At 67.9% G+C, this 12,643-nt stretch carries 12 protein-coding genes and 1 tRNA gene; 10 read left to right on the top strand and 3 right to left on the bottom strand.

The window, feature by feature from the left end:
* Positions 1 to 38 precede the first annotated feature (38 nt).
* Positions 39 to 632, bottom strand: coding sequence for a 5-formyltetrahydrofolate cyclo-ligase (locus G6N37_RS14205; protein WP_163681401.1), 594 nt, complete (start codon positions 630 to 632; stop codon positions 39 to 41).
* 76 nt (positions 633 to 708) lie between these two features.
* On the opposite strand from G6N37_RS14205, the gene G6N37_RS14200 reads away from it, so the two are divergent.
* From G6N37_RS14200 to G6N37_RS26245, 10 genes are all read left to right on the top strand, one after another.
* Entirely contained in the window at positions 709 to 1,620 is a 912-nt protein-coding gene (locus G6N37_RS14200; protein WP_083166907.1) for a UTP--glucose-1-phosphate uridylyltransferase, read from the top strand.
* Positions 1,621 to 1,697: 77 nt separating this feature from the next.
* Positions 1,698 to 2,987 carry a molybdotransferase-like divisome protein Glp gene (gene glp, locus G6N37_RS14195; RefSeq protein ID WP_163681399.1) on the top strand — a complete coding sequence of 430 codons (1,290 nt, stop codon included), beginning with the start codon at positions 1,698 to 1,700 and terminating at the stop codon, positions 2,985 to 2,987.
* Positions 2,988 to 3,008: 21 nt separating this feature from the next.
* A complete protein-coding gene (locus tag G6N37_RS14190; RefSeq protein ID WP_167527433.1) occupies positions 3,009 to 3,662 on the top strand; it encodes a GNAT family N-acetyltransferase in 654 nt (217 codons plus the stop codon).
* Positions 3,663 to 3,826: 164 nt separating this feature from the next.
* The gene (sepX, locus tag G6N37_RS14185; RefSeq protein WP_163681397.1) at positions 3,827 to 4,873 is read left to right on the top strand and encodes a divisome protein SepX/GlpR; all 1,047 of its coding nucleotides are present in this window, start codon (positions 3,827 to 3,829) and stop codon (positions 4,871 to 4,873) included.
* Between the two features lie 46 nt (positions 4,874 to 4,919).
* Positions 4,920 to 4,992, top strand: a tRNA-Ala gene (locus G6N37_RS14180).
* A gap of 223 nt (positions 4,993 to 5,215) precedes the next feature.
* A complete protein-coding gene (locus G6N37_RS14175; RefSeq protein ID WP_163681395.1) occupies positions 5,216 to 5,368 on the top strand; it encodes a hypothetical protein in 153 nt (50 codons plus the stop codon).
* A 172-nt stretch (positions 5,369 to 5,540) separates the two neighbouring features.
* On the top strand, positions 5,541 to 6,674 hold the full coding sequence (locus G6N37_RS14170; RefSeq protein WP_163681393.1) for a glycosyltransferase: 1,134 nt from the start codon (positions 5,541 to 5,543) through the stop codon (positions 6,672 to 6,674).
* Entirely contained in the window at positions 6,671 to 7,693 is a 1,023-nt protein-coding gene (locus G6N37_RS14165; protein ID WP_163681390.1) for a glycosyltransferase, read from the top strand. The genes G6N37_RS14170 and G6N37_RS14165 overlap by 4 nt, the downstream gene beginning before the upstream one ends.
* Entirely contained in the window at positions 7,690 to 9,186 is a 1,497-nt protein-coding gene (locus G6N37_RS14160) for a glycoside hydrolase family 130 protein (protein WP_163681388.1), read from the top strand. Before G6N37_RS14165 ends, G6N37_RS14160 begins: the two co-directional genes overlap by 4 nt.
* Positions 9,187 to 9,202: 16 nt before the next feature.
* Positions 9,203 to 9,619: a hypothetical protein gene (locus G6N37_RS26245; RefSeq protein ID WP_232074983.1), complete on the top strand. Its 417-nt coding sequence runs from the start codon at positions 9,203 to 9,205 to the stop codon at positions 9,617 to 9,619.
* A 423-nt stretch (positions 9,620 to 10,042) separates the two neighbouring features.
* Here the strand turns inward: G6N37_RS26245 and G6N37_RS14150 are convergent, their stop codons facing one another.
* The gene (locus G6N37_RS14150) at positions 10,043 to 10,516 is read right to left on the bottom strand and encodes an LppA family lipoprotein (RefSeq protein WP_163681386.1); all 474 of its coding nucleotides are present in this window, start codon (positions 10,514 to 10,516) and stop codon (positions 10,043 to 10,045) included.
* A gap of 95 nt (positions 10,517 to 10,611) precedes the next feature.
* Complete coding sequence (locus G6N37_RS14145) at positions 10,612 to 12,552, bottom strand: putative alpha/beta hydrolase (protein WP_163681384.1); 1,941 nt, start codon at positions 12,550 to 12,552, stop codon at positions 10,612 to 10,614.
* Positions 12,553 to 12,643: the final 91 nt, after the last annotated feature.

The following is a 12,643-nucleotide window of genomic DNA, read 5'->3' as shown; positions in this document are numbered from 1 at the left end:
GCTAGAACCGCCACGTGACGCCGCTCATTCCCGATGTGTTATCCCAGGGCGATCAGTCCCGCCCGCGGCGTGAGCGCGTCGGTCATCGGTACGTCGTGCGGCTCGGCGGGTAAATCGTCCACCAGCTCCGCGTCGCGCACCACCGCGACCAGCCGCGCGTGTGGGTCGCGGGCGCCCAGCGAGCGATCGTAGAAGCCGCGGCCCCGGCCCAACCGGACCCCGGAGCGGTCGACCGCCAGCGACGGCACCAGGATCAGGCTGGCGTCCGCGATCGCGGTGGCCGGGAGCCATGGCTCCGGCGGCTCCAGCAGTCCCCACCGCGCGGCCGTCAGCGTCCCGGGCCGATATTCGCCCCAGCGCAATGGCAGCGGCGTGTCCCCGGCGGTGGTGCGCGCAACCGGCAGCAGCACTCGCCCGCACCGGCGCAGCAACACGTCCAGCATGTCGACCGACCCGGGCTCGGCGCCCACCGGCACGTAGGCGCACACCGTGCCGCCGCTGCTCACGACGTTTTCCGCGGCCTCCAGTCGCTGGCACAACATTTCCGCCTCGCGGGCCCGAACGACGTCGGCAACGCGGCGCCGGGCCGCCTGCAGCTGCTCACGCAATGCGGCCTTACTGGTGGTCGCCATGCCTCAACCATTCCAGCCGGGTCTTTGCCCGCGCCACATCGGATCAGCGATGCGCGTTCGGGTTATCGTGTGAACAATGTCAAGCCCAAAAGTGGTGGTCCCACATACGGCGATCGTGCCCGCCGCCGGTCTTGGTACTCGCTTCCTGCCCGCGACGAAAACGGTGCCGAAGGAGCTGCTGCCGGTCGTCGATACCCCCGGCATCGAGCTGGTCGCCGCCGAGGCGGCCGAGGCGGGCGCCGATCGCCTGGTGATCATCACCTCCGAGGGCAAGGACGGTGTCGTCGCGCACTTCGTCGAGGATCTGGTCCTCGAGGGCACGCTGGAGGCCCGCGGCAAGAAGGCGATGCTGGACAAGGTGCGCCGCGCGCCGCAGCTGATCAAGGTCGAGTCCGTGGTGCAGGCCGAGCCGCTGGGACTGGGGCACGCCATCAGTTGCGTGGAGCCCACGCTGGCTCCCGACGAGGACGCCGTGATGGTGCTGCTGCCCGACGACCTGGTGCTGCCCACCGGCGTCCTGGAGACGATGTCGAAGGTGCGGGCACACTACGGCGGCACGGTGTTGTGCGCCATCGAGGTGACGCCCGAAGAGATCAGCGCCTACGGGGTTTTCGATGTCGAGCCGGCACCCGGCGACGACAATCCCGACGTGCTGAAGGTCAACGGCATGGTCGAGAAGCCCAGGCGCGAGGAAGCCCCATCGATGTTCGCCGCGGCGGGCCGCTACGTGCTCGACCGGGCCATCTTCGACGCGTTGCGCCGCGTCGACCGCGGGGTGGGCGGCGAAATACAGCTCACCGACGCGATCGCTTTGCTCATTTCCGAGGGCCACCCCGTGCATGTCGTCGTGCATCGCGGATCTCGACACGACTTGGGAAATCCCGGCGGCTACCTCAAGGCTGCGGTTGACTTTGCATTGGACCGTGACGACTACGGCCCGGATTTGCGGCGATGGTTGGTGGCGCGGTTAGGCCTGGCCGAGAAGTAGCCGGCTTTGAACGCCCGGCCCACGACGGCGCCCGCTGGGGCATTGAGGCCTAGGCCGCCAGGGCAGAGAGGCGCGCTGTGCGTTCTGTGGAGGAGCAGCAGGCCCGGATAACGGCCGCCGCGGTGGCACCGCGGCCCATCCGGGTGGCCATTGCCGAGGCGCAGGGATTGATGTGTGCCGAAGAGGTCGTGACCGAGCGTCCGATGCCCGGCTTCGATCAGGCCGCGATCGACGGCTATGCGGTGCGCAGCGTCGACGTGCTGGGCGTCGGCGAAGTGGGCGCCGACAGTCTGGGTGAGCCGCCCGGCGACGCGGAGCTCGAGGAAGACCGGCGCGAGGGCCTGGTCCTGCCCGTGATGGGGACCGTCGAGGCCGGGGCGCGCACGCCCAGCCGGCTGCAGCCCCGGCAGGCCGCCAGGGTGCATACGGGCGCCCCGCTCCCCACGCTGGCCGACGCGGTCATCCCGCTGCGCTGGACCGACGGCGGCAGCACGCGGGTGCGGATTCTGCGGGGGGCGCCATCGGGTGCGTATGTGCGCCGCACCGGCGACGATGTGCAGCCCGGTGACGTGGCGGTGCGCGCCGGAACCGTCATCGGCGCCGCCCAGGTCGGCCTGCTGGCCGCGGTCGGCCGTGAGCGGGTGCTGGTGCATCCGCGGCCCCGGGTGACGGTGATGGCCGTCGGCGGCGAACTGGTCGACATCTCGCGCACCCCGGGCAACGGCCAGGTCTACGACGTGAACTCCTACGCACTCGCGGCGGCGGCCCGGGACGCCGGCGCGGAGGTCAACCGCGTCGGCATCGTCAGCAACGAGCCCAAGGAATTCCGCGAGATCATCGAGGGCCAGATCAACCGCGCCGAGGTGGTGGTGATCGCGGGCGTCGGGGGCGCCGCGGCCGAGCCGGTGCGCTCGGTCCTTTCCGAGCTCGGGGAGATGGAAGTCGTCCGCGTCGCGATGCATCCGGGGTCCGTCCAGGGTTTTGGTCAATTGGGCCGCGACGGCGTCCCGACGTTCTTGCTGCCCGCGAACCCGGTCAGCGCCCTGGTGGTCTTCGAGGTGATGGTGCGGCCGCTGATCCGCCTCTCGCTGGGCAAGCGCCAGCCGATGCGCCGGATCGTGCAGGCCCGCACGCTGTCGCCCATCACGTCGGTCGCCGGGCGCAAGGGCTACCTGCGCGGCCAGCTGATGCGCGACCAGGAAACCGGTGAATACCTCGTGCAGGCGCTGGGCGGGGCCCCGGGCGCGTCCTCCCATCTGCTGGCCACCCTCGCGGAAGCGAACTGCCTTGTGGTGGTGCCGACCGGCGCCGAACAAGTCCGCACCGGCGAGATCGTCGACGTCGCCTTCTTGGCTCAGCGCGGTTAAGTGCACCGACTCCACGGGCTCGTGAACCTGTTGCGCACCAACCCCCGTCATCCGGGTTGGCCGCTCGACGTCGGTCCGTTGCGGGTCCCGGCGGGGGTGGTCCGGCTGCGGGCCGTGCGAATGCGCGACGGAGCGCAGTGGAGCCGGATCCGGTTGGCCGACCGCGCGCACCTCGAGCCGTGGGAGCCCAGCGCGGAGACCGATTGGACGAGCCGGCACACGGTCGCCGCGTGGCCGGCGCTGTGTTCCGGGCTGCGTGCGGAGGCCCGCGCCGGCCGCATGTTGCCGTACGTCATCGAGCTCGACGGCCGGTTCTGCGGCCAGCTGACCATCGGCAACGTCACCCATGGGGCGTTGCGGTCGGCGTGGATCGGCTACTGGGTACCGCGGTCGGCGACCGGCGGCGGGGTGGCCACGGCGGCGTTGGCGCTGGGGCTGGACCACTGCTTCGGCCCGGTGATGTTGCATCGCGTGGAGGCCACCGTGCGGCCCGAGAACGCCGCGAGCCGCGCCGTGCTGGGGAAGGTCGGGTTCCGCCAAGAGGGGTTGTTGCAGCGCTACCTCGAGGTCGACAAGGCGTGGCGCGACCACCTGCTGATGGCCATCACCGTCGAGGAGGTGTCCGGATCGGTGGCCTCGACGCTGGTCCGCGCCGGGCACGCGAGCTGGGCCTGAGCGACCCCTCGCGGCCGGGCCACCATGTGGCTACCGCGACACGAGTGACTCGTGGTGCTTGTGAGAGCGAAATTACAGGTGTGTAATTGTCCTGGTCACTTAAACCCGGCCGCGTTGGCCACCGGTGGGCCTCGCGGGATCGGAACCGAAGAGAGCAGGTCGTCATGCCAAGCATTCCGCAGTCACTGTTGTGGATCTCGCTCGTAGTGCTCTGGCTGTTCGTCTTGGTGCCGATGCTCGTCAGCAAACGCGACGCCGTGCGGCGCACCAGCGACGTGGCCCTGGCCACCCGGGTCCTCAACGGCGGGGCGAAGTCGCGGCTGATCAAACGCAGCGGTCCGGCCGCCGGGCACCGCAGCGATCCCGACTGGCAGCCGCCGGAAGAGGCGGCCGACAACGTGCTCGACGACGAGCGTGACCTCGCCGCGGACGAGGACGACGACGAAGAACGCGGCGACGACGACACCGACGAGCTGCGCCAGCTGCGTCCGGTGGTCGTGAAGGCCGCGGCGTCCGAGCGCACCGAGCCCGAGTACCTCGACGTCGACGTCGTCGAGGATTCGCAGGCGCTCCCGGCCGGCGTCGCTGCGGTGGTCGAGGAGGAAGCCGACGCCGACGAGGACGACGAGGAGTCCGACACCGACGTCGTCGCCCACGCCGGCGACGAGGAGGACGACGAGGGCTACGAATACATCGAGGACTCCTCCGGGTTGGAGCCCGAGGCGGAAGCCGACGACGAGGAAATGCCGGCGCCGGTGCCGCGGAACGCCTCGCGGCGCCGCCGGTTCGATGCGAAGACCGCGGCCGCCGTCAGCGCCCGCAAGTACAAATTCCGCAAGCGCGTGCTGATGGTGATGGCGGTGGTGCTGGTGGGCTCGGCCACGGCCGCGTTCAAGATCTCGCCCAGCGCCTGGTGGGTGTGCGGCACCGCCACCGCCGTGACCCTGCTCTACCTGGGTTACCTGCGGCGCCAGACCCGCATCGAGGAGAAGGTGCGTCGCCGGCGGATGCAGCGGATGGCGCGGGCGCGGATGGGCGTGGAGAACGCCTACGACCGCGACTACGACGTGGTGCCGTCGCGGCTGCGGCGCCCGGGCGCAGTGGTTCTGGAGATCGACGACGAGGACCCAATCTTCGAGCATCTGGACTACGCGATGCCGATGCGCCACTACGGCTGGTCCAGGGACTTGCCGCGGGCCGTCGGCGAGTAGTGCGGTTCGGCGGTTCGGGCCGCGGCTGGTAGCCTGCTAGCGATCAGGGGCTATGGCGCAGTTGGTAGCGCGACTCGTTCGCATCGAGTAGGTCAGGGGTTCGAATCCCCTTAGCTCCACTGGAGACAGCGGTTCAGGGATCGAAAGCGGTTTACCCGAACCTCAGGTCAAGACTCCCGTCAAGATTCGGCGTGAAATCTGCTGCCGTGGCCATGCAAGGTGTGACGGGACCTGATCCGCACCGACTGATATAGGGCTGGCGCTGGAGTGCGCGTTCGCCATGTGGGGCTCAGCTTCGCGCCAAACGTCGGACCAACAGAGCGCCGCGCCAAGGCTGCTGGTATGACGAAAACTGTCTTCGACAGCGCCAAACCGCGGCGGCATCCACACACGTTTGAGAACACCGAACGTGAGAACACCGAACGCAAGCGTCTCGCCATCGTGCAAACCCTTTGCGGTGACCGCAAAGTGCAGACCACGCCTTTCGGCCGGTGAGGGTGTAGCGTGAGGGGTGCTGGTACTCCCAGCCCATCCGGAATGGCTCAGCTTATGACGCTGATCTGCCCGAGCATCCGCTCACGCCGGACCCATCGTTAGTATTTACCGTTCAGTCGGGATAATTTTGAATGTTCCATCGTTGTTTCAGCCGTTGATTGCTCCCTTTGGGATGCAACACTTTTCGTACATGCCGAGTTTTGGCATCCTCGGCACCTATTCGCCGACACCATGCGGCCTGGCGACCTTTAGCGCAGCCCTGGCAGGCGGATTGACAGCCAGAGGCGCCAACGTCAATGTCGTGCGCATCGCCGACGGTGACGTCTCCGAGGAGCCCAACGTCGCCGGCGAGCTCGTCAACGGCTCGGCTTCGTCCGTAGAGGCAACCTTCGAGCTCCTCAACCGGAGCGACGTCGCCGTCATCCAGCACGAGTACGGCATCTATGGCGGTCCCGACGGAGACGAAGTCGTCCAGATCATGGCCGGATTGCGCGTCCCGTCGATCGTCGTCGTTCACACAGTGCTCAAACATCCGACACCACACCAACTTTCGGTGCTCGAATCGGTGATAGCATTGGCCGATCAAGTGATCGTGATGTCGGAGGTGGCCCGCCAACGCCTGTGCGCAGGCTTCGCCGTCGACCGCCACAAAATCACCATCATTCCGCACGGCGCGGCGCTCCCCAGGACCAATGGCGTGCACCATCCTGACCGGTCGACCATGTTGACCTGGGGTCTGCTGGGACCGGGCAAGGGCATCGAGCGGGTCATCGACGCCATGGCTTCGCTCAAGAACCTGCCCAACCCGCCGCGGTACATCATCGCCGGCCGCACTCACCCCAAGGTCCTCGCCGCGCAGGGGGAAAGATATCGCGAAGCACTTGTCGCGCACGCGAAACGCCTCGGCGTCGCCGATTCGGTGTCCTTCGACGCCGTGTACCGCACCCCCGAAGAGCTCACCGCGCTCATCCAGACGGCTACCGTCGTCGTCCTGCCCTACGACTCGAAAGACCAGGTCACCTCCGGTGTGCTGGTCGACTCCGTCGCGAGTGGCCGCCCGATCGTCGCCACCGCTTTCCCGCACGCGGTCGAGCTCCTCGGCAGCGGCGCGGGCACCGTCGTTGCTCACGACGATCCCGACGCACTGGTCGCAGCGCTGCGCCGGCTGTTGACCGATCCGCAAGTCGCCGAGTCCATGGCCGCCGAAGCCCGCGGACTGGCCCCGACGATCGCCTGGCCCGTCGTCGCCAACGCCTACGTCGGCGTGGCGCAACGGCTGCTGGCTACTCAGTCCGCGCTGACGTGACCGGCGCCGCGCCCACCCCGGTGTTCGCGCACCTGCTGCGAATGACGGACCATCGTGCCACCTTCGAGCACGCCTGCATGACCGTGCCCCGCCGTGAGCACGGGTACTGCACCGACGACATGGCCAGGGTGCTCGTCGTCACCACCCGCGAGCCCGACGCACCAGGTGCCGTGAACGGCCTCGCCCGCAAGGCCCTGCAGTTCTTGAATGACGCCCAGTCCTACAACGGCTCCTGCCGCAACCGGATGGACCACGTCGGACATTGGACCGACCAGCCCACCACAGACGACCACTGGGGCCGCTGCGTCTGGGGGCTCGGCACTGCCGCCGCCCACAGCGACGTCAGCCTGGTGAGCCGACTGGCCGTGATTCAGTTCGAGCGCGCTGCTAAGGCCAGGTCACCGTGGCCGCGGGCGATGTCGTTCGCCGCCGTCGGCGCCGCCGAACTTCTCAGCGTCGAGCCCGGTAATTCCGCGGCCCTGCGACTCCTCACCGACTACGCCGCCACGGTCGCGAGACCCGAGACCAAGTCCGACTGGCCATGGCCCGAGCCAAGGCTCACCTACGCGAATGCGATTCTCCCCGAGGCGATGATCGCTGCCGGCGTCGCGCTGGACGACCCGGACTTGAAACAGCGTGGCCTGGATCTGCTGGAGTGGCTGCTCGACTACGAAACGATTGGCGGCCACCTGTCGCCCGCCCCCGCGGGCGGCCGGGGACCGCAGGACAGCCGGCCCGCCTTCGACCAGCAGCCGATCGAGGTGGCCACCCTCGCCGACGCCTGCGCACGCGCCGCAGCCGCCGATCCGCGTCCGCTCTGGCCGGATGGGATCCGGTCGTCTGCCGCCTGGTTCCAGGGCGCCAACGACTCCGGGTTGCTCATGTGGGACACGGAGACCGGTGGTGGTTTCGACGGGTTGCTCGCTGAGTGCGTCAACCTCAACCAGGGCGCCGAATCGACCCTCGCGGTGATCTCCACCCTGCAACACACGCGGCGCTTTTCGCTAGTCCCACAATGACTTTGACGCGCACCGGGCTCGTCACCCGCGACCCTCACCGGATCGCGGCCAATGCGGCGCGGGTGATCACCCAGCTCTTCGTGCCCGGCATGGAGGGCTTCGAGCGTCAGGAGTCCCGAGCGGGAGTGGTACTCAAGCGCATCCTGGCGCTGACCGACGAAGACGTTCGGTCGTCCCTGGACGACATCATCATCCGCTTCGACGGACGCCACCGTGACCTCGCGGGCACGTTCCGTCGGCACGCCCGCGAGCTCGCCGACCGCCTGGATCCCGACATCCACCTCTCCGATGCGCGAATGCTGTTGCTGGGAGCGACCTTTACCAGCGAGTACGCCATCGAGGGGGCGGCGCTCTGCAACCCCAGCATTGTGGCCCACCCCGACCAGACCGTCATGGCGGCAGGCAGCCTGCGATTCGTGATGAGCGTGCGGGGGATCGGGGAAGGACACCGCTCGTCCATCGGGTTCCGCACCGGTGTCGTCGACGCTGGGGGCCGGGTCACGATCGACGAGCCGACCCGCTTCGCCACCACCGGAAGCGCGTCGGGCGCGCTGCTCGAGACCGCGGTGTTCCGCGGCGAACTCGGCCGCATCGGGAATGCCGGCGAGGCCGCAAACTACGTCCTCGATGCGCTCGGCGACCGCTTCACGCGATCCGACCTCGACGCGCGACTCGACAATCTCCGGGCCCACCTAAGCACCCGCGAACACGGGGAGCGCGCGGTCGCCCTGATCCGTGCGATCGCCGATCGATCCTATGCCGTCGAATTCCCCAGCGAAGTATCGGTTTCCGAGCGTGTGCTGTGGCCTTCGATGGAGGCCGAGCATGCTGGCATGGAGGACGCCCGATTCGTCCGCTTCGTCGACGACGACGGCTCGGTCACCTACTACGCCACCTACACGGCTTACAGCGGATCCCACATCAGCCAACAACTGCTCAAGACCAAGGACTTCCAGTCCTTCACCTCCGGGCCGCTAGTCGGGAAGGCCGCGGCTAACAAAGGTTTGGCATTGTTCCCCCGACGAATACACGGTCGCTACGCCGCCGTGTCGCGATCGGACCGCGAGACCAACAGCGTCGCCTTCGCCGACCATCTGGCGGTCTGGCCGAGCGCGTCGCCCTGCCAGCAGCCGGCTGAGGCATGGGAAGCGGTGCAACTCGGAAATTGCGGCCCGCCAATCGAAACCGACGCAGGGTGGCTAGTGCTCACGCACGGCGTCGGACCCATGCGCACGTATAGCATCGGCGCGATTCTGCTTGACCTCGACGATCCGACCCGGGTGCTCGGCCGGCTGCGACGCCCACTGCTGAGCCCCTCCCACGACGAACAGAACGGCTACGTGCCCAACGTCGTCTACTCCTGCGGCGCGCTGGTTCACGCCGACACCCTGGTGATCCCCTACGGGATCGCCGACGGCGCCATCGGCATCGCCACCGCGCCACTTCGGCAGCTGCTGGCCACGATCGTTCAGCAACCAGATCACCAGAGATGAGGTCACCATAAGCACGATGAGAAGGTCCCGCGACAGAACGCATAATCCGCTCGGTGAGTGCGTCCTGCACATGGGTGCGGGATTCGTCGCCAAGGAACGTCTGTACGTGCTGGAGGCGTTGGCTACGCTCGAGCCGCATCTGGGCCGGCGGGACCCGCTTGACATCAGCCTGGAAGTCTCGTTGCAGGATCGCGGCCGCAAGGAGCAGCGCGTCACGTTGCGAACCACCTTGCCTGGTCTCCCGCCGCTCGTGGCTGTCGCCGACAACCGCGACATCACGCGCGCCCTTCACGACGCCAAGCATGAGTTGATCCGGCAGCTCGAACACCAGAAGTCGGCGCGCGAACCCATGCACAATCGCAAACTCGGGCACGACACGATCCGCCACCCGGGCACCTCGGCGCAGGGACATCGCATCCCGCCTGCACCGTAGTCGCGCGAGTGTCGTCTGCGCCGTACGCGCAGGGTTGCAGTCACGCGCCGACGTGCTGCCGCCTCTTCGTTCGACCAATGAGTGTCGACCGGCCGGCATAGTCTTCGGCCTCGTGGGTCCAGATCCTCGCCCGTCCACTGGATGCCCGAGGACACCGCATCGCCATCACCGACATCGCCGCATACACGCGCCTGACCGAAGCAGACATCACCGTCTCCCGGGTTTGACGAATTACACCGCGCCCTTTCACCGGTCTTGACGCCGTCAATACCCGAGAACGAAACCGCAGGTAACGAGCGGGACTGAATCGGACCGAGTCGGAGCGAAATCGCAGTTGAAACGGCACTTTGCCTGGTCAGGTCAGGGGTTCGAATCCCCTTAGCTCCACAAAGTTTGACCAGGTCAGGGTCGCTTGTCGCCCGGCTATTTCTTGTCACGCGGCAGTCGGCAGCCGGTGTAGCCCGAGACGACGAGGTTTCCCCGGTAGCCGATTTTGATGAAGATGCCGGTGGGGCCGTAGAAGCCCACGTCGTGGTTTCCGGGGTTGTTGTGCATCACCTGCATGTCGGTCGCGCCGAGCTTGGCGGCCGCCTGTTTGGCGGCCTCTTGGATGGTCGCCCACTGTTGCTCGGAGACCGGCACGTTGGCGGCCACGGCGTCGGGCAGGAAGTACCGTTTCCCGTCGGTTTGCTCGTACGGTCGCTCGCAGATGTCGCCGGAGCCTTCCTGCGGCGTCTCCCAGGTGATCGAGGGAACCACTTGGCTTGCGGCGGCGGTGATCTCGTTCATCGCCGCTTGCACCTGGGCCTGGGTGTCCTCGAACGAGGGCAGGGACTTGAGCACCTGTAGCGCCTTGGCGGCGTCGTTGGGCGGGGTGGGTGCGTAGGGCTGGGACACGTGGCATCCTCCTGCGGCTAGGGCGAGTGCGGCCACGGCGGTGCACAGGATCGGGTGGCGTCGCAGGTTGCGGGAACTGGTTGCTCGGTTGTTGCTCACTTCGTGGGAACCGCCTTGTCGCCCAGTCCGGCGAGGACGGCGGCGATGTTGTAGTTGGTCGTTCTGAGACCTCCGCCGTCGGGAAAGCGGGGGTAATCGCTGTGGCCGTGCGCGTCCTGGAGGGTGAGGGTGCCCCCGTGGCCGTCGGGAACGGTGGCGGGGCCGGTGGCCAGGTGAGTGAAGTTGGGGTTGGTGGCCGGGTTCGGGCCGAAGTGGCCGGCGCCGGTGGCGTCGGCCGTGCCCAAGATGCTTTCGGCGAGGTCTCTGAAGGGCGGCGGGAGGAACGGGGCCACGTCGTGGGCGATGGCGGGTCCGTCGTACGTCCATTGGATCGGGTCGTCGGGGGTCTCCATGGTGAACACGTGGCCGGGCTGCAGGTGCAGTTGTTGGGGTGTGGAGGCTTCGATGCCGGGGGAGCCGTAGAACAGCGCCCGTGACACCCCGTGGTCGCCGGGCTCTTGCAGGGCCAGCCCGGTGGTCAGTGACCCATAGGAGTGTCCGATCGCGGTGAGGTCGGCCGGCCCACCGTGGTGGGCGGCCTGTATCCCGTCATAGAAGCCGGCCAGGTCATGGGCGCCGGCTCGGGCGACGGCGTCGTGGCTGACATCCCATCCACCGGCGAACGATTTGCCGAGATCGTCGAACCCCGGCACCTGCGGCGGGTCATAACCGATCCACGCGATCGCCGAGACGGTGTCGTGTTCGTGGCCGGGGGTCAGGTTCAATTGGCGCAGGGCTTCCTTCCTGACGTCGGTGGCCTCGGACACCATGCCGCCGATGGCGCCGCGAACGGTGGTGTTCAAGCCGGGCGCGGTCACCGATACGTGGGTGGCCGTGTCAGGGTCCCCGACGGCGATCGCGGCCCGGGCCTGCTTGCCGGTCTTGGTGTCCAGCAGCATGAGCTTGCGGTCCGGGCTCGCCTTGACGGTTCTGTCGACGGCCTGCAGGTCGGGCAGGTACTTGGCCCCATCCCGGGCGGCGTCGTATTGGCGTTGCCACGCCTCGTAGGCGAGGCGATCGTCGAAGATCGCCCCGGGCTCGTTGGGGGCCGGAATGTTCTTGCCCTCAGCCCAATCGGGATGCTGGGCCCGCAGGGCGTCGGCTTGCGCGGCGGCGGCCTGAGCGCGGCCCAGTTCGTCGGCGAGATCGAGCCGGTTGTAGTGATCCCGGTCCGCTGCGGGCATCCCGTTGTGGTTGCCGATCAACGGATTCCGTTGGTACTCACGGTCTTTCTGCGCGGGCGTCAGAGTGCTCCAGACCTGCGCGAACTTCGTGGGGTCGTCGGGCAGGTCCGGCACCGGCGAGAGCGGACCCTCGACCGCCTGGATACCCGACTGGTCGTATCCGTCGCCGTGCAGGGCACCCAGTGACTGCTGCAGCGTGTTGGAGTAGCCGTCGCGGATCGACTGCAGCTGGTGCAGGGCATCCCTGGTCTCGTCGGCGGCGTCGGCTTTGGCGTCCTTGATCAGCGATTCGAGTTGGGACCGGCTGTTCGCGTCGAGGTTGCGATCTTTGAGATCCTCCATCGCCGCGCCGATCAGTTTGTCGAGCAGCTGCAATTGCCGTTCCAGCGCGGCGATCTGTTGAGCGCCTGCTCTTTGCGCCTCGGCCAGGGCGGCGGCGATGCTTTCCAGATCGGACGCGATCTTGGGCAGTTGCAGGGACTGCGCCCCAAGCGACTTGACGGTGCGCTGCACCTCGGCGGAGTCGTTGATCGGGTGGTCGCCGTTCTGGTGGTTCCACGCCGCGTCGAAACGCTGCCGGGCTTGCTCGAACGCATGGTCCGCCTCGGCCGTGCACCGGCCCGCGTCGTGGAAGGCTCCCGCCAGTTGAGAGATCTCGAGCGGGCTCCCGGCCTGCAGGCTCCGGTTGATCGCCCACGGGTCGCCGCCGGCCTGCGCGATCAGATCGGCAACATTCAGCCAGATCAGCTGCATCGCACCGCCAGAAGTTCGCTACTTGTTCCCCGGACCGGCCAATGACGTTACTCCGTGTACCGGGATCCCGTGCTCGCGCAGACCCAACTGT

The sequence above is a fragment of the Mycobacterium seoulense genome (assembly GCF_010731595.1).
Lineage (GTDB): Bacteria > Actinomycetota > Actinomycetes > Mycobacteriales > Mycobacteriaceae > Mycobacterium > Mycobacterium seoulense.
This window is presented reverse-complemented; position numbering and strand designations above follow the sequence as displayed.

Excerpts from the sequence above, each read along its gene's own strand:
- G6N37_RS14205 (WP_163681401.1), bottom strand. The coding sequence starts at position 632 with ATGGCGACCACCAGTAAGGCCGCATTGCGTGAGCAGCTGCAGGCGGCC.
- G6N37_RS14200 (WP_083166907.1), top strand. The coding sequence starts at position 709 with ATGTCAAGCCCAAAAGTGGTGGTCCCACATACGGCGATCGTGCCCGCC.
- sepX (WP_163681397.1), top strand. The coding sequence starts at position 3,827 with ATGCCAAGCATTCCGCAGTCACTGTTGTGGATCTCGCTCGTAGTGCTC.
- G6N37_RS14175 (WP_163681395.1), top strand. The coding sequence starts at position 5,216 with ATGACGAAAACTGTCTTCGACAGCGCCAAACCGCGGCGGCATCCACAC.
- G6N37_RS14170 (WP_163681393.1), top strand. The coding sequence starts at position 5,541 with ATGCAACACTTTTCGTACATGCCGAGTTTTGGCATCCTCGGCACCTAT.
- G6N37_RS14160 (WP_163681388.1), top strand. The coding sequence starts at position 7,690 with ATGACTTTGACGCGCACCGGGCTCGTCACCCGCGACCCTCACCGGATC.
- G6N37_RS26245 (WP_232074983.1), top strand. The coding sequence starts at position 9,203 with ATGAGAAGGTCCCGCGACAGAACGCATAATCCGCTCGGTGAGTGCGTC.
- G6N37_RS14145 (WP_163681384.1), bottom strand. The coding sequence starts at position 12,552 with ATGCAGCTGATCTGGCTGAATGTTGCCGATCTGATCGCGCAGGCCGGC.